Consider the following 14193-nt stretch of genomic DNA (forward strand, 5'->3'; position numbering starts at 1 on the left):
ACTTTCTAAAGTAAAAGTTTTTATGTCAAGACCCGGGGCTAGTGGATCTTATATACATAAATTATTTAACAAACAAAACTAATTATAATACACGCACACGGGCGTGTCAACATTTTTTTGCCATTTAATAAAAAACTTTTTCTAATATTAATCCATTAGGCGGTATACACATACCAGCCTTTTTTCTATTTCCTTCTATAATTATTTCTTCTATTTCATCAGCATTTAATCTGCCATTCCCCACCTTTAATAATGTGCCTACTATTATTCTTACCATGTTATATAAAAATCCATCTGCTGTTATGATTATTTTTATTCTGTCTCCATCTTCTTCTATAAAAAGTTCTTTAATATCTCGTACAGTTGTTTTTGCAGAACTTCCAGGAGACATAAATGCTCTAAAATCATGGCTTCCAATAAAATATTTACATGCTTTTTTCATTTCATTAATATCCAATTTATATTTATACTGATATAGATACTGATATCCTAATGATAATCTTTCTTCTCTATTCACAATTGTATAAGAATATGTTTTTCCTTTAGATGAATATCTAGCATGAAAACTATCATCAACTTCTTCTGATTTAATTATAGATACATCATTAGGTAATCTTGTATTTAAAGCTTCTCTAAACTTTTCTCCTGGGATTGTGCTATTTGTAAAAAAATTTGCTACCATTTCTCTTGCATGAACACCAGCATCAGTCCTAGAACTCCCATTAATCATAATCTGTTCCCCTGTAGCTTTTGATATGGCCACCTCAATAACATTCTGAACTGTTCGTCCCTTCGGCTGCCTTTGCCATCCAGAGAAATTACTTCCATCGAATTCAATTAATAATTTTATATTTCGCATTTATATCCTCTTAATCTTAAATTATATAAACCTAACCATTACACACCACAAAATTAGCACAACAAATATTCCCCAAGCGATCATATCCCTATATGAAAACTTCAATACTTTCATTCTAGTTCGTCCTGATCCACCTCTATATCCTCTAGCTTCCATTGCCATTGCGAGTTCATCTGCCCTTCTAAATGAACTAATAAATAAAGGTACAAGTAGTGGTACTAAACTTTTAGCCTTTTTAATAATTCCACCTGATTCAAAATCAGCCCCTCTAGCTTTTTGAGCTTTCATTATTTTATCTGTTTCATCAATTAATGTAGGTATAAATCTTAATGCTATTGTCATCATCATGGCTAATTCATGTGCTATTTCCTTCCCAATTGGCTTAAGTAATTTTTCTATACCATCAGTTAGTTCAATAGGGGATGTCGTTAATGTTAATAATGAAGTCCCTATAATCAATAAAATTAATCGAATAGCCATAAACGCGGCAGTGCTTAACCCTTCTGGATAGGCCTTCAAAAAACCTATACTAAAAATTTCTGTTCCCTCTGTTCCTCTAATCATAAATATATTTAAAATTGCGGTTAATGCTACCAATAAAAAAATTGGCTTTAATCCATTAAAAATGAATCTAAATGGTATCTTTGCTATTAGTATTATTGCCAATAAAAACGCAACAATAACAATATATCCTATAAATTTATTGATAATAAACAAACATACAATAAATAGTATTGATATTAATATTTTTGTTCTAGGGTCTAACTTGTGTATAAATGACTCTCCTGGTAAGTATTGTCCTATCGTAATATTTTTTAACATAGTTTCATCTATTCCTCCTTAATGTTTCACTTTTAAAATAGACAAAAGTTCTTTTTTGGCCTCTTCTATTGTGAATATATTCTCTGAAATATTAAAACCTTTTTTCCTTAATTCCCTAGCTAAATATGTCACTTGGGGAACACCAAGACCTATTTTTTCTAGTGTATCTACTTCTTTAAAAACCTCTCCTGGAACTCCTTGCAGTGCAACTTTACCACTATTCATTACTATAATTCTTTCAGCAATCTTAGCAACATCTTCCATGCTATGACTTACTATAATCACTGTCATATTATAATCTTTATGCAATTTACTTATTTGCTCTAATATATCATCTCTACCTTTGGGATCCAATCCAGCTGTTGGTTCATCTAATATTAATGTAGTAGGTTGCATTGCCACAACTCCAGCAATAGCAACTCTTCTCTTCTGTCCACCACTTAAGTCAAATGGTGATCTATCTTTATAGGTTTCATAATCTAAACCAACCATCTCCATAGCTTTAATTACTCTTTCATGAATTTCTTCATTGGAGAGCCCTAAATTTTTAGGTCCAAATTCAATGTCCTTAGCAATTGTCTCTTCAAAAATTTGATACTCTGGATATTGAAATACCAAGCCCACCTTTTTTCTTACATCTGCTAATTTAACTTTTTTATCTGTAATATCAATTCCATCAACAATTATTTTTCCACTAGTAGCCTCTAGCAATCCGTTAAAATGTTGAATTAAAGTTGATTTTCCTGATCCTGTATGTCCGATTAAAGCCACAAACTCCCCATCTTTTATTTCTAAACTCACATCATCCAATGCTACCTTTTCAAATGGACTTTTGGGCATGTATATATGTGTTAAATTTTCTATTTTAATTGACATAATTCATTCACCATCTCATCTACATTTAATATTTTTTCATTGATATCTATGCCAGCTTTTTTCAATTCATAAGCTAACTCAGTAACCTGTGGAACATCTAACCCTATCTTTTTCATATGCTCTACTCTTGGGAAAATTTCTTTCGGAGTCCCCTCCATCTTGACACTTCCACCATCCATTACTATAATCCTATCTGCTTGTGCTGCTTCATCCATATAATGTGTAATTAGTATTATAGTAATTCCATGTTTCTTATTAAGTTCTTTTATAGTTTTCAGAACTTCTTTTCTTCCAATAGGATCTAACATAGCTGTAGGCTCGTCAAAGATTATGCATTCAGGCTGAATTGCAAGTATTCCTGCTATAGCAACTCTTTGTTTTTGGCCTCCTGATAAAAGATGTGGTGCATGTCTCTTATATTTGCTCATTCCAACCTTCTCCAAGCTTTCATCAACTCTTACCCTTATCTGTGATGGTTCAACCCCTAAATTCTCAGGACCGAAAGCTACATCTTCTTCAACTATTGTTGCAACTAACTGATTATCTGGATTCTGAAATACCATTCCAGCTTTAGATCTTATATCCCAAACATTTTTAGGTTCTTTGGTATCAAGCCCATCCACAACCACAGTCCCTTCTGTTGGGATCACTAATGCATTCATATGTTTAGCCATCGTTGACTTACCAGATCCATTATGGCCTAATATAACTAAAAATTCACCCTTTTTAACTTCTAAATCAACATCTTTAACTGCATATTTTTCCTTTTTATCTCCTTCTGAGTCCTTAATATATTTAAAAGACACATTTGTGCATTTTATCATTTCATTACTCATCTCTTATCCTCCAAGATAATTTATTGTTAATACATTATGCAAAAGTCTCATACATCAATTAATTAACTAAGCGTTTGATTAATTATTTCTATTATATCGTAAAAATCAACACATTCAACAAAAAATTAATATAAAATAAAACTTCTCTAGAATATACTAAACCTCATATTATAATTTTCTATACTAAAAAAGGGGGTTAAGTACAAACTTAATCCCCCATTAGTATTATTATACTAATTCAAGTATTACTATCTCAGCTCCGTCCCCTCTTCTAGGACCTTTTTTAATCATTCTTGTATATCCGCCATTTCTTTCAGCATACTTAGGAGCTACATTATCAAATAAATTCTTAACAACTAATTCTTCTTGAACATAAGATAAGACTTGTCTTCTAGCATGAAGATCTCCTCTTTTACCAAGAGTAATCATTTTTTCTGCTATTGATCTAGTTTCTTTAGCTCTTGTTTCAGTTGTTTCAATTTTACCATGCTTTAATAGACTAGTAACAAGATTTCTTAACATAGCTTTTCTTTGGTCTGTAGGAAGACCTAACTTACGATAACCTGCCATGGATTTACCTCCTTACTCCTCGCTTAGTTTTAGGGCTAAACCTAATTCTTTAAGCTTTCTTTCAACTTCTTCTAAAGATTTCTTTCCTAGATTCCTTACTTTCATCATATCATCCATAGATTTTGTAGCAAGTTCTTGGACTGTATTAATTCCGGCTCTCTTTAAACAGTTATATGATCTAACTGATAAGTCAAGTTCTTCTACAGTCATTTCTAGGACTTTTTCTTTTTTATCGTCTTCTTTTTCTATCATTATTTCAACATCATTAGTATTATCTGTTAATGACATGAATAATTTAAAGTGTTCAATAAGTATTTTTGCTGATAAACTAATAGCTTCATCTATTTTTATAGTACCATTAGTCCAAATTTCTAAAGTTAATTTATCATAATCAGTAATTTGACCAACTCTTGTATTGTCAACAGTAAAATTAACTCTTTTTACTGGTGTATAAATAGAATCAACCGCTATAGCTGAAATAGGTAATTCATCACTCTTATTTTTATTTTGAGTAACATAACCTCTTCCTTTATTAACTGTTAATTCCATATAAAGTCTTCCATCGTTGTCTAAAGTTGCAATATGTAGATCCTTATTAACAACCTCAACATCTCCATCAGTCTTTATATCTGCTCCAGTAACTTCTCCAGGTCCTTTAGCATCAATATAAATAACCTTTGGACCTTCACCACTCATTCTAAGAGCTAATGATTTAATGTTAAGAATTAATTCTGTAACATCTTCTTTAACCCCTTGAACAGTAGAAAACTCATGAAGTACTCCATCAATTTTGACAGAGGTTGTAGCAACTCCTGGAAGAGAAGATAATAATATTCTTCTTAAGGCATTTCCTAATGTAATACCATATCCTCTTTCAAGTGGTTCAACAACATACTTACCATAAGTACCATCTTCATTAGCTTCTATACATTCTATTATTGGCTTTTCGATTTCTAACATTGACAAACCCTCCTTATTTTATAAATGGCAACCTTATTATGAGGGCAACTGATTCTATATTTGCATATATTGTGATAAATTTCTCTAACAAATATAAATATACTATTTACTATATAACTCAACAATAAGTGTTTCATTAACAGGCACATCTATATCTTCTCTTGATGGCTCTGCAACTACTTTTCCTTCATAGTTATCAACATTAGCTTCTAACCATTTTGGTAAAGTTTTTGGATTTTCAACAAAAGTCTTAAATTTCTCACTTGATCTACTTTTATCACATACTGTAATCACATCATTAACTGCAACATGGTATGAACAAATGTCAACCTTCTTACCATTTACTAAGAAATGCCCGTGAGTTACTAATTGTCTTGCTTCACTTCTTGATGCACCATAACCTAATCTATAAATTACATTATCAAGTCTCATTTCTAGTAATCTAAGTAAGTTTTCACCTGTTATACCTTTAATATGCTCAGCTTTTTCATAATATGTTCTAAATTGGCTTTCTAAAACGCCATAAATTCTTCTTGCTTTTTGCTTTTCTCTTAATTGAACACCATAGTTTGATAACTTCTTCTTGCTAGCTCCATGTTGTCCTGGTGCATAGCTTCTTCTTACAAAAGCACATTTATCTGTAAAACATCTATCACCTTTAAGGAAAAGTTTCATACCTTCTCTTCTACATAATCTACATGTAGCGCCAGTATATCTTGCCATTAAATTACACCTCCTATTACTACGATTATATTAGACTCTTCTTCTCTTTGGTGGTCTACAACCATTATGTGGAATTGGAGTAACATCTTTAATTAAAGTTACTTCTAAACCTGCTGCTTGTAAGGATCTTATAGCTGCTTCTCTTCCAGAACCAGGTCCTTTAACATAAACTTCTATGCTTTTCAAGCCATGTTCCATTGCTACTTTAGCTGCAGTTTCTGCTGCCATTTGTGCTGCAAATGGTGTGCTTTTTCTTGATCCTCTAAAGCCTAGTGCTCCAGCACTTGACCATGATAAAGCATTTCCTACTGCATCTGTTAAAGTAACTATAGAATTATTAAAAGTTGACTTAATGTGTGCAGCACCATGCTCAACATTCTTTCTTTCTTTTTTTCTTCTAGTCTTCTTAACTGCTTTAGCTGCCATTATCTTCCCTCCTTACTATTTCTTCTTATTTGCTATTGTCTTCTTAGGACCTTTTCTAGTTCTTGCATTAGTCTTAGTCTTTTGTCCTCTTACTGGAAGACCTCTTCTATGTCTAATTCCTCTGTATGATCCAATTTCTACTAATCTCTTAATGTTTAAAGCAACATCTCTTCTTAAGTCACCTTCAACCATTAAGTTTTTGTTGATATAAGTTCTGATTTCATTAACTTCTTCTTCTGATAAATCTTTAACTCTTGTATCTGAATTAATTCCTGTTGAAGCTAAGATTTTTTGTGAAGTTGATAATCCTATTCCATATATATAAGTTAAACCTATTTCAACTCTTTTTTCTCTTGGTAGGTCAATACCTGATATTCTTGCCATTAAAATTTACACCTCCTGATAATTGAAATGTATAAAAGTTGATTTTATTTATAATAAAATTTTAGGTCAATAGAATAAATTCTATTGCCAGCCGCCCTAAAATTTATTTTTGATTAATTAAACGACTATATAATCATATTTGACTTTTGCTAAAATGTCAATATAATTTACATTTATTTTAATACAAATTATATTGCACATTAGATAACTAGCCTTGTTTTTGCTTGTGCTTAGGATTTTCACAGATTACCATGACTTTACCTTTTCTTTTAATTACTTTGCACTTTTCACAAATAGGCTTAACTGATGGTCTTACTTTCATAGCTAACCCTCCTCATATTACTTTTACGATAGATATTAAATAAGTTTTATCAACTTATTTAGCTCTCCATGTAATTCTACCTCTTGTTAAATCATAAGGAGAAAGTTCTACAGTAACTTTGTCTCCTGGTAAAATTCTTATGAAGTTCATTCTTAATTTACCTGATATATGTGCTAAAATCTTATGACCACTTTCAAGTTCAACTTGAAACATAGCGTTAGGTAAAGATTCTAGTACTGTTCCTTGCATTTCTATTACATCATCTTTTGACATAAGGTAATCAACCCTCCTTAACAATGCCTCTAAGTTTTAGAAATCTCTTAATTTTTAAATTAGTACTCTTATTGCATGATTGTATTAATAATAATAATTCGTCATCTATATCTTCTAAAATACTTAAGTGCTTAATTTTCTTCTTTTTAGGCTTTTCGACTAATCTTGTATTTCCGTTAGCCAGTAATACATAATTATTATCTATCTGCCTAACAATAACATACAAATCATTTATATCTCTTCCTGCTTTTGAGAGTACCACTTTTCCAATCAAGTCATTGTTTTGCAAATTTTTCACCTCTATGATTACCTTAGTATAAATCAGCATCACCATAATGGTATTATGCAAATTTATAACTAAGCAACACTCTTTTTTCTACTTAATCAGTGTTAATATTTCAGGTCCATCTGATAAAATTGCAACTGTATTCTCATAATGTGCTGATAGAGAAAAATCTGCCGTTACAACTGTCCATCCATCTTTTAATGTTTTAACCTTGTGAGTTCCTATATTAACCATAGGTTCTATTGCTAATACCAAACCTTCAACCAATTTAGGACCCCTACCAGATTTACCAAAATTGGGTACATTGGGATCTTCATGAACTCTTCGTCCAATCCCATGCCCTACAAAATCTCTTACAACTGAGAAACCTGCAGCTTCTACGTAGCTTTGTATCTCATGTGATATATCAGTTAATTTATTTCCTGTTTTTGCAAACTTTATACCTTGGAAAAAACTTTCTTTTGTTATATCAATCAATTTATGAGCTTCTACTGAAATATTTCCAACTGGAAAGGTTCTTGCAGCATCACCATGATATCCATCAAACGATGCTCCACAGTCTATGCTTACTATATCCCCTTCTTTAAGAACATATGATCCTGGAAATCCATGTATTACTTGCTCATTTACTGAAATACATAGTGACGAAGGAAAACCATATAAGCCTTTAAATGAAGGTTTTGCTCCATGCTTAGTTATAAATTCTTCTGCCATTCTATCTAAATTTGCAGTTGTTATACCAGGTTTTACTTCTTTTTCAAGCAATAGTAGAGTTTCTCCTACTATTCTACCTGCTTTTCTCATTATGGCAATTTCTTCATGATTTTTTATAATAATCATTATTTATTGTTACCTAACATTTCGCATATTCCCCTGAAAACTTCATTAATAGCTTTTGTACCATCGACTTCCGAAAGCAAGTTTTTTTCACTATAAAATTCAATTAATGGTTGTGTTTCTCTTTGATATACATCCAATCTCTCTTTTACAGTTTCAACTGTATCGTCTTTTCTTTGTATAACTTCACTTCCACACAAATCACATTTTCCCTCATTTGTTGGAGGATTAAATTTAACATGATAACTTGCTCCACATGATGGACATACTCTTCTACCAGTCATTCTTTCAAGGATAAACTCATTAGGTACTTTAATTAATAGTGCAGTATCTAATTGTTCTCCTCTTTCCATAAGAAAGTTGTTAAGAGCTTCTGCTTGTGCCACAGTTCTTGGAAAACCATCTAGTAAATATCCAACTTTACAATCATCCTGTTGTAATCTATCCTTTACCATGTTGATAGTTACTTCATCAGGAACTAACTGTCCGTTATCCATATAACTTTTTGCTTCTATTCCTAAAGGAGTGTTTTCAGAAATGTTTTTTCTAAAAATGTCTCCTGTAGAAATATGTGGTATTGAATATTTATTACTGATTGATTTAGCCTGTGTTCCTTTTCCAGCTCCAGGAGGACCTAGTAATACTATCTTCACTGGCTTCATCTCCATTTATTCTAATCTATTTAAGAAATCCTTTATAGTGTCTAACCACCATTTGTGATTCCACTTTTCTAGTAAAATCTAATGCAACATTTATTACAATTAATAATCCAGTTCCTGAAAAAGATATATTCTGAAACTCAGTATAATTTTGTACAAGTACTGGGGTAACTGCTAATATTGCTGCTAATATTCCACCAATAAATGATACTCTATTTAGAACTTTTTCAAAAAATATTGTTGTTTCTTCTCCTGGTCTTACTCCTGGTACAAAACCCGCTGACTTGTGTAAGTTTTCAGACATTTCATCTGGTTTAAAAGTAATTTGAGTATAGAACCAGTTAAAGAATATTGTTAATATTGCATACAATACTAAATACATCCAACTTTTTTGGTTGAAAACACATGTAGGATTAGTCAATATCCACTTCGCCCACTCTTTATCTCCACCAAACAGCTGTGCTATTGTCTTCGGAAAATCCATTACTGACATAGAAAATATGATTGCAAGAACTGCCGAGCCAATTATGCTTAATGGAATATGTGTTGATTGTGATTTTACCATACTGCTATTTCCTGCTGCAAATTTACCTGCATATTGCACTGGTACTCTTCTTTCTGATAAAGAAAAATATAATATAGTTGCAAGTAATAATACAACAAATACTGCAAATAATACAATTTCTACAATACTTGCACTTCCAGCTTCCTTAAGTGTCATCATGGAAGCAATTGTCATTGGAACTCTTGAAATTATGTTTACAAATATTAGTATAGAAGTTCCATTACCAATACCTTTAACGGTAAGTTGATCACCTAACCACATACAGAATGTAGTTCCAACTACTAATGCAAAAACAATTATTCCTTTTTGGATAAAATTTAATCCACCTGTCGCTCCACTACTTGAAATAGTTGCAAAAATTCCATAAGCTAATACGAATGAAATTCCAAAAGATACGTAACGTGTTGCATTTTGTATCTTTTTCCTACCCGTATCTCCTTCTTTTGAAAGTTGTTCTAATTGTGGTATAGCAACAGTTAGCAATTGAACTATGATTGATGCATTAATATACGGCATAACTCCTAGTGCTAATATACTGGATCTGCTAAAAGCACCTCCTGAAAGCATATCATAAAAACCTAATAAACCTCCAGATTGGGATAAATTTTTTAGGTAATCAGAATTAATTCCAGGAAGAGGAATATGACTTCCCATCCTGAATACTGCAACTAATAATATTGTCCATAAAATCTTTTTCCTAAGTTCAGGAACCTTGAATGCATTACGTAGAGTTTGAAGCACTTTACATCACCTCAACTTTTCCCCCAGCTGCTTCAATCTTTTCTATAGCAGACTTAGAGAACTTACATCCTTTAACTGTTAAGCTTTTTTCTAATGTTCCGTTTCCAAGAATTTTTACTCCATCTAATACTTTACTTACTACTCTTCTTTCAAGTAATACTTCTGGAGTAATTTCAGTACCATTTTCAAATATGTTTAATCTATCAAGATTTATACTAACATATTTTTTAGCAAAAATGTTTGTAAAACCTCTCTTAGGAAGTCTTCTATATAAAGGCATTTGACCTCCTTCAAAACCAGGTCTTACACCACCACCTGATCTTGCATTTTGACCTTTTTCACCTTTACCAGCGTTTCTTCCTAATCCAGAACCAGTACCTCTACCAATTCTTTTAGGCGCTTTTTTGCTACCTGCTGCTGGCTTTAATTCGTGAAGTTTCATATTCAGTGCACCTCCTTATTCTTATACTTCTTCCACTTTTAATAGATATTCAATCTTCTTAATCATACCTTGTACTTGAGGTGTTGCCTCAGGTTCTACTGTTTTTCCTATTTTTTTAAGTCCAAGAGCATTTGCAGTAGCGATATGATCTTTTTTTCTGCCTATTAAGCTCTTTACTAATGTAACTCTTAATTTTGCCATTGCAATACCTCCTAACCTAATATTTCTTCTACAGATTTGCCTCTTAATTTAGCTATATCTTCAGCTGTTCTTAAACTTGCTAATCCGTTTATTGTAGCACTTACCATGTTATTTGGATTGTTTGAACCTAATGATTTAGCTCTAACATCCTTTAATCCTGCTAATTCAAGTACAGCTCTTGCTGGACCTCCAGCGATAACTCCTGTACCTTCTTTAGCTGGCATTATTAAAACATTAGCTGTTCCAAACTTACCGTTAACTTGATGAGGAATTGTTGTTCCTACCATTGCAACACTTACTAAGTTTTTCTTAGCATCTTCTATTCCTTTTTTAATTGCTTCTGGGATTTCGATTGACTTACCCATTCCAACTCCAACGTGTCCGTTCTCATCACCGACAACAACTAGAGCGCTGAATCTGAAGTTTCTACCACCCTTAACAACCTTAGTAACTCTGTTTATGAAAACAACCTTTTCTTTAAGGTCTAGTGTACTAGGATCGATTCTCATTTATTTCCCTCCTTGTTTATTAGAATTTCAAGCCTGCTTCTCTAGCTGCTTGTGCTAATTCTTGAATTCTTCCGTGATATATGTATCCACCTCTATCAAATACCACTGTATCAATTCCTTTTTCTACTGCTCTTTTAGCGATAGCTTCACCTACAAGTTTAGCACCTTCTTTATTTCCACCTTTAGCAGCGAAATCTTTATCTAAACTTGAAGCAGCTACTAATGTAACACCATTTATATCATCAATTACTTGTGCATAAATATTCTTTTCGCTCTTAAAAACTGAAAGTCTTGGTCTTTCTGTAGTACCAAAAACTTTTTTACGAACTCTTAGGTGACGTTTTTCTCTGCTTGCCTTTTTGTCTACCTTCTTGAACATAAAACTCACTCCTTTCTATTATTTCTTACCAGTCTTACCTTCTTTACGTCTAATCACTTCATTTTCATACTTAATACCTTTACCCTTATATGGTTCTGGTACTCTCCATTTTCTTATATCTGCTGCAGCAAATCCAACTTTTTCTTTGTCGATTCCACTAACTATTACTCTAGTTGCAGCTGGAGTTTCAAATGTGATTCCGTCAATAGGTTCAATTTCAACTGGATGTGAATATCCAAGGTTCATTACAAGTTTTTTACCCTGTAATTGAGCTCTATAACCAACACCAACTAAATCTAAAGTCTTTTGGTAACCTTGTTTTACTCCAATTACCATATTATTAATTAATGCTCTTGTTAAACCGTGAAGAGCTCTGTGATCTTTTTGTTCACTATGTCTAGTAACAATTACTTCATTGTTTTCGACAACTATACTTATATCGTTATGCATAGTCTTAACTAATTCACCCTTTGGTCCCTTAACTGTAACAACGTTGTCTGGTGTTACAGTAACAGTTACGTCAGCAGGAATAGCTATTGGTAATCTACCTACTCTTGACATAATTGCACCTCCTGTATTATTTTAAAATCGCATTTTGCAATTTTTTAGTTTTATTTATCTGAAATATTACCAAACGTAACAGATTACTTCTCCACCTAATCCGTTCTTTCTAGCTTCTCTATCTACCATTATTCCATTTGAAGTTGAAACAACAGCAATACCTAAACCATTAAGAACCTTTGGTACTTCATCTTTCTTACAGTAAACTCTTAATCCTGGCTTAGAAATTCTCTTAATACCAGTTATAACTCTTTCTTTGTTAGCACCGTATTTAAGAGCTAATCTTAACATTGGAACTACTCCATCGTTATATTCATTAATTTCTTTTATATAACCCTCTTGTAATAATATATTTGCTATTTCCTTCTTAACATTTGAAGAAGGTACTTCTACCATTTCATGTCTCACAGCATTAGCATTTCTTACACGAGTTAATAAATCTGCTATAGGATCTGTCATAACCATTTAAATGTGCCTCCTTTCGTACATTGTATATATTACCAACTTGCTTTTCTACAACCTGGAATTTCGCCCTTATAAGCAAGTTCTCTAAAACAAATACGGCATACTCCATATTTTTTTAATACGGCATGTGGTCTTCCACATATTCTACATCTTGTATAAGCTTGTGTTTTGAATTTAGGAGTTTTGCTCCACTTTTCTATAATAGCCTTACGTGCCAATGTGTTTCCCTCCTTATTATTGAGCGAATGGCATTCCAAGGAATCTTAATAATTCCCTAGCTTCTTCGTCAGTATTTGCTGTTGTAACGAAGATAATATCCATCCCTCTAACTTTGTCTATCTTATCATATTCTATTTCTGGGAATATTAATTGTTCTTTAATACCTAATGAATAATTTCCTCTACCATCAAAAGCTTTAGAAGATACTCCTCTAAAATCTCTAACTCTTGGTAAAGCAATGCTCATTAGCTTATCAGCAAATTCGAACATTTTAGCTTTTCTTAAAGTAACTTTACAGCCTAAAGGCATGTTTTCTCTAATTTTAAAGTTAGCTACAGATTTTTTAGCTCTTGTTAATATAGGCTTTTGACCTGCTATTAAAGTTAAATCATTAACAGCTGATTCTAATACCTTTTGATTTTCTTTAGCTTCTCCAACGCCCATGTTAATTACGATCTTTTCTAGCTTTGGAACTTCCATTATATTTTTGTATCCAAACTTCTCAATCATAGCTGGAATTACTTCTTTTTGATATTTTTCTTGAAGTCTTGTCATATTAGTTACCTCCTTTCAAATTTTAGAATGTTTCTCCGCATTTTTTACATACTCTAACTTTAGTACCATCATCTAAGATTTTGTTACTAATTCTAGTTGCATTCTTACATTTGTTACAATATAACATAACTTTTGAGCTGCTGATTGCTGCTTCTTTTTCAATTATAGCGCTTTCAACTTGACCCTTATTTGCTTTTTGATGCTTCTTAACTATATTAACTCCTTGAACAAGAATCTTTCCTGTCTTTGGATATGCTTTTAATATTTCACCAGTTTTGCCTTTATCTTTTCCTGATATAACAATAACTGTATCATTCTTTCTTACATGTATCTTCAAGTTGGCCACCTCCTCTTATAGAACTTCTGGTGCTAATGATAATATTTTAGTAAATTCTTTATCTCTTAGCTCCCTAGCAACAGGTCCAAAGATACGAGTTCCTTTTGGTTGCTTATCATCTTTGATTATAACTGCTGCATTATCATCAAATTTAATATATGAACCGTCTACTCTTCTTACACCTTTTACTGATCTAACTACAACTGCCTTTACGACTTCACCCTTTTTAACAACTCCACCTGGTGTTGCGCTTTTAACACTAGCTACTATAATGTCACCAATATTACCAAACTTTCTTTTAGATCCGCCTAAGACTCTGATACACATAATTTCCTTTGCACCCGAATTATCTGCAACCTTTAATAAGGTTTGTTGTTGTATCATTA

At 32.2% G+C, this 14193-nt stretch carries 25 protein-coding genes; all 25 read right to left on the reverse strand.

Annotated features, from left to right (window positions below):
* Positions 1-124 precede the first annotated feature (124 nt).
* Complete coding sequence (truA, locus tag L3B98_RS18185) at positions 125-859, reverse strand: tRNA pseudouridine(38-40) synthase TruA (protein ID WP_238917790.1); 735 nt, start codon at positions 857-859, stop codon at positions 125-127.
* Between the two features lie 21 nt (positions 860-880).
* Positions 881-1681, reverse strand: coding sequence for an energy-coupling factor transporter transmembrane component T (locus L3B98_RS18190; protein WP_238917791.1), 801 nt, complete (start codon positions 1679-1681; stop codon positions 881-883).
* A gap of 18 nt (positions 1682-1699) precedes the next feature.
* Positions 1700-2557 (reverse strand): energy-coupling factor transporter ATPase, encoded by an 858-nt coding sequence (locus L3B98_RS18195; RefSeq protein ID WP_015390364.1) that lies wholly within the window; start codon positions 2555-2557, stop codon positions 1700-1702.
* Entirely contained in the window at positions 2542-3393 is an 852-nt protein-coding gene (locus L3B98_RS18200; RefSeq protein ID WP_238917792.1) for an energy-coupling factor transporter ATPase, read from the reverse strand. The genes L3B98_RS18195 and L3B98_RS18200 overlap by 16 nt, the downstream gene beginning before the upstream one ends.
* A 228-nt stretch (positions 3394-3621) precedes the next feature.
* Entirely contained in the window at positions 3622-3963 is a 342-nt protein-coding gene (rplQ, locus tag L3B98_RS18205; protein WP_015390362.1) for a 50S ribosomal protein L17, read from the reverse strand.
* 12 nt (positions 3964-3975) lie between these two features.
* Positions 3976-4923 (reverse strand): DNA-directed RNA polymerase subunit alpha, encoded by a 948-nt coding sequence (locus L3B98_RS18210; protein ID WP_015390361.1) that lies wholly within the window; start codon positions 4921-4923, stop codon positions 3976-3978.
* A gap of 102 nt (positions 4924-5025) precedes the next feature.
* On the reverse strand, positions 5026-5646 hold the full coding sequence (rpsD, locus tag L3B98_RS18215; protein ID WP_015390360.1) for a 30S ribosomal protein S4: 621 nt from the start codon (positions 5644-5646) through the stop codon (positions 5026-5028).
* Between the two features lie 30 nt (positions 5647-5676).
* On the reverse strand, positions 5677-6072 hold the full coding sequence (gene rpsK, locus L3B98_RS18220; protein ID WP_008426625.1) for a 30S ribosomal protein S11: 396 nt from the start codon (positions 6070-6072) through the stop codon (positions 5677-5679).
* A gap of 15 nt (positions 6073-6087) precedes the next feature.
* Positions 6088-6456: a 30S ribosomal protein S13 gene (rpsM, locus tag L3B98_RS18225; RefSeq protein WP_238917793.1), complete on the reverse strand. Its 369-nt coding sequence runs from the start codon at positions 6454-6456 to the stop codon at positions 6088-6090.
* Between the two features lie 208 nt (positions 6457-6664).
* A complete protein-coding gene (rpmJ, locus tag L3B98_RS18230; RefSeq protein ID WP_002509257.1) occupies positions 6665-6778 on the reverse strand; it encodes a 50S ribosomal protein L36 in 114 nt (37 codons plus the stop codon).
* Between the two features lie 54 nt (positions 6779-6832).
* On the reverse strand, positions 6833-7051 hold the full coding sequence (gene infA, locus L3B98_RS18235) for a translation initiation factor IF-1 (protein ID WP_002582630.1): 219 nt from the start codon (positions 7049-7051) through the stop codon (positions 6833-6835).
* Between the two features lie 7 nt (positions 7052-7058).
* Positions 7059-7340: a hypothetical protein gene (locus L3B98_RS18240; protein WP_015390358.1), complete on the reverse strand. Its 282-nt coding sequence runs from the start codon at positions 7338-7340 to the stop codon at positions 7059-7061.
* Positions 7341-7427: 87 nt separating this feature from the next.
* Positions 7428-8177, reverse strand: a complete 750-nt coding sequence (gene map, locus L3B98_RS18245; RefSeq protein ID WP_015390357.1) for a type I methionyl aminopeptidase — start codon at positions 8175-8177, stop codon at positions 7428-7430.
* Positions 8177-8827: an adenylate kinase gene (locus L3B98_RS18250; protein WP_015390356.1), complete on the reverse strand. Its 651-nt coding sequence runs from the start codon at positions 8825-8827 to the stop codon at positions 8177-8179. Before L3B98_RS18250 ends, map begins: the two co-directional genes overlap by 1 nt.
* 25 nt (positions 8828-8852) lie before the next feature.
* Complete coding sequence (gene secY / locus L3B98_RS18255; protein WP_015390355.1) at positions 8853-10139, reverse strand: preprotein translocase subunit SecY; 1287 nt, start codon at positions 10137-10139, stop codon at positions 8853-8855.
* A 1-nt stretch (position 10140) separates the two neighbouring features.
* Positions 10141-10581 (reverse strand): 50S ribosomal protein L15, encoded by a 441-nt coding sequence (gene rplO, locus L3B98_RS18260; protein WP_015390354.1) that lies wholly within the window; start codon positions 10579-10581, stop codon positions 10141-10143.
* A 21-nt stretch (positions 10582-10602) separates the two neighbouring features.
* Positions 10603-10782 carry a 50S ribosomal protein L30 gene (rpmD, locus tag L3B98_RS18265; protein WP_008426606.1) on the reverse strand — a complete coding sequence of 60 codons (180 nt, stop codon included), beginning with the start codon at positions 10780-10782 and terminating at the stop codon, positions 10603-10605.
* Positions 10783-10793: 11 nt separating this feature from the next.
* Positions 10794-11291, reverse strand: a complete 498-nt coding sequence (gene rpsE, locus L3B98_RS18270) for a 30S ribosomal protein S5 (protein WP_009167829.1) — start codon at positions 11289-11291, stop codon at positions 10794-10796.
* Positions 11292-11310: 19 nt separating this feature from the next.
* Positions 11311-11670 carry a 50S ribosomal protein L18 gene (gene rplR / locus L3B98_RS18275; RefSeq protein ID WP_015390353.1) on the reverse strand — a complete coding sequence of 120 codons (360 nt, stop codon included), beginning with the start codon at positions 11668-11670 and terminating at the stop codon, positions 11311-11313.
* Positions 11671-11688: 18 nt separating this feature from the next.
* The gene (gene rplF, locus L3B98_RS18280; RefSeq protein WP_015390352.1) at positions 11689-12231 is read right to left on the reverse strand and encodes a 50S ribosomal protein L6; all 543 of its coding nucleotides are present in this window, start codon (positions 12229-12231) and stop codon (positions 11689-11691) included.
* Between the two features lie 66 nt (positions 12232-12297).
* Positions 12298-12696: a 30S ribosomal protein S8 gene (rpsH, locus tag L3B98_RS18285; protein ID WP_015390351.1), complete on the reverse strand. Its 399-nt coding sequence runs from the start codon at positions 12694-12696 to the stop codon at positions 12298-12300.
* Between the two features lie 32 nt (positions 12697-12728).
* Complete coding sequence (locus tag L3B98_RS18290; protein WP_015390350.1) at positions 12729-12914, reverse strand: type Z 30S ribosomal protein S14; 186 nt, start codon at positions 12912-12914, stop codon at positions 12729-12731.
* Between the two features lie 16 nt (positions 12915-12930).
* Entirely contained in the window at positions 12931-13470 is a 540-nt protein-coding gene (gene rplE, locus L3B98_RS18295) for a 50S ribosomal protein L5 (RefSeq protein ID WP_015390349.1), read from the reverse strand.
* A 22-nt stretch (positions 13471-13492) separates the two neighbouring features.
* Positions 13493-13807: a 50S ribosomal protein L24 gene (gene rplX, locus L3B98_RS18300; protein ID WP_015390348.1), complete on the reverse strand. Its 315-nt coding sequence runs from the start codon at positions 13805-13807 to the stop codon at positions 13493-13495.
* 15 nt (positions 13808-13822) lie between these two features.
* Positions 13823-14191: a 50S ribosomal protein L14 gene (gene rplN, locus L3B98_RS18305; RefSeq protein ID WP_015390347.1), complete on the reverse strand. Its 369-nt coding sequence runs from the start codon at positions 14189-14191 to the stop codon at positions 13823-13825.
* Positions 14192-14193 lie beyond the last annotated feature (2 nt).

Source organism: Clostridium sp. YIM B02555 (assembly GCF_022320955.1).
In the GTDB taxonomy this organism is placed as follows: domain Bacteria; phylum Bacillota; class Clostridia; order Clostridiales; family Clostridiaceae; genus Clostridium; species Clostridium saccharoperbutylacetonicum.

What these genes read in the sequence shown, in the direction of transcription:
- rplE (WP_015390349.1), bottom strand. Translation starts at nt 13,470, where the DNA reads ATGACAAGACTTCAAGAAAAATATCAAAAAGAAGTAATTCCAGCTATG.
- rpmJ (WP_002509257.1), bottom strand. Translation starts at nt 6,778, where the DNA reads ATGAAAGTAAGACCATCAGTTAAGCCTATTTGTGAAAAGTGCAAAGTA.
- infA (WP_002582630.1), bottom strand. Translation starts at nt 7,051, where the DNA reads ATGTCAAAAGATGATGTAATAGAAATGCAAGGAACAGTACTAGAATCT.
- rplN (WP_015390347.1), bottom strand. Translation starts at nt 14,191, where the DNA reads ATGATACAACAACAAACCTTATTAAAGGTTGCAGATAATTCGGGTGCA.
- rplQ (WP_015390362.1), bottom strand. Translation starts at nt 3,963, where the DNA reads ATGGCAGGTTATCGTAAGTTAGGTCTTCCTACAGACCAAAGAAAAGCT.
- L3B98_RS18210 (WP_015390361.1), bottom strand. Translation starts at nt 4,923, where the DNA reads ATGTTAGAAATCGAAAAGCCAATAATAGAATGTATAGAAGCTAATGAA.
- L3B98_RS18195 (WP_015390364.1), bottom strand. Translation starts at nt 2,557, where the DNA reads ATGTCAATTAAAATAGAAAATTTAACACATATATACATGCCCAAAAGT.
- rplF (WP_015390352.1), bottom strand. Translation starts at nt 12,231, where the DNA reads ATGTCAAGAGTAGGTAGATTACCAATAGCTATTCCTGCTGACGTAACT.
- rpsK (WP_008426625.1), bottom strand. Translation starts at nt 6,072, where the DNA reads ATGGCAGCTAAAGCAGTTAAGAAGACTAGAAGAAAAAAAGAAAGAAAG.
- rpsM (WP_238917793.1), bottom strand. Translation starts at nt 6,456, where the DNA reads ATGGCAAGAATATCAGGTATTGACCTACCAAGAGAAAAAAGAGTTGAA.
- map (WP_015390357.1), bottom strand. Translation starts at nt 8,177, where the DNA reads ATGATTATTATAAAAAATCATGAAGAAATTGCCATAATGAGAAAAGCA.
- rplR (WP_015390353.1), bottom strand. Translation starts at nt 11,670, where the DNA reads ATGTTCAAGAAGGTAGACAAAAAGGCAAGCAGAGAAAAACGTCACCTA.
- truA (WP_238917790.1), bottom strand. Translation starts at nt 859, where the DNA reads ATGCGAAATATAAAATTATTAATTGAATTCGATGGAAGTAATTTCTCT.
- rpsD (WP_015390360.1), bottom strand. Translation starts at nt 5,646, where the DNA reads ATGGCAAGATATACTGGCGCTACATGTAGATTATGTAGAAGAGAAGGT.
- L3B98_RS18200 (WP_238917792.1), bottom strand. Translation starts at nt 3,393, where the DNA reads ATGAGTAATGAAATGATAAAATGCACAAATGTGTCTTTTAAATATATT.
- L3B98_RS18190 (WP_238917791.1), bottom strand. Translation starts at nt 1,681, where the DNA reads ATGTTAAAAAATATTACGATAGGACAATACTTACCAGGAGAGTCATTT.
- rpmD (WP_008426606.1), bottom strand. Translation starts at nt 10,782, where the DNA reads ATGGCAAAATTAAGAGTTACATTAGTAAAGAGCTTAATAGGCAGAAAA.
- rplO (WP_015390354.1), bottom strand. Translation starts at nt 10,581, where the DNA reads ATGAAACTTCACGAATTAAAGCCAGCAGCAGGTAGCAAAAAAGCGCCT.
- rpsE (WP_009167829.1), bottom strand. Translation starts at nt 11,291, where the DNA reads ATGAGAATCGATCCTAGTACACTAGACCTTAAAGAAAAGGTTGTTTTC.
- rpsH (WP_015390351.1), bottom strand. Translation starts at nt 12,696, where the DNA reads ATGGTTATGACAGATCCTATAGCAGATTTATTAACTCGTGTAAGAAAT.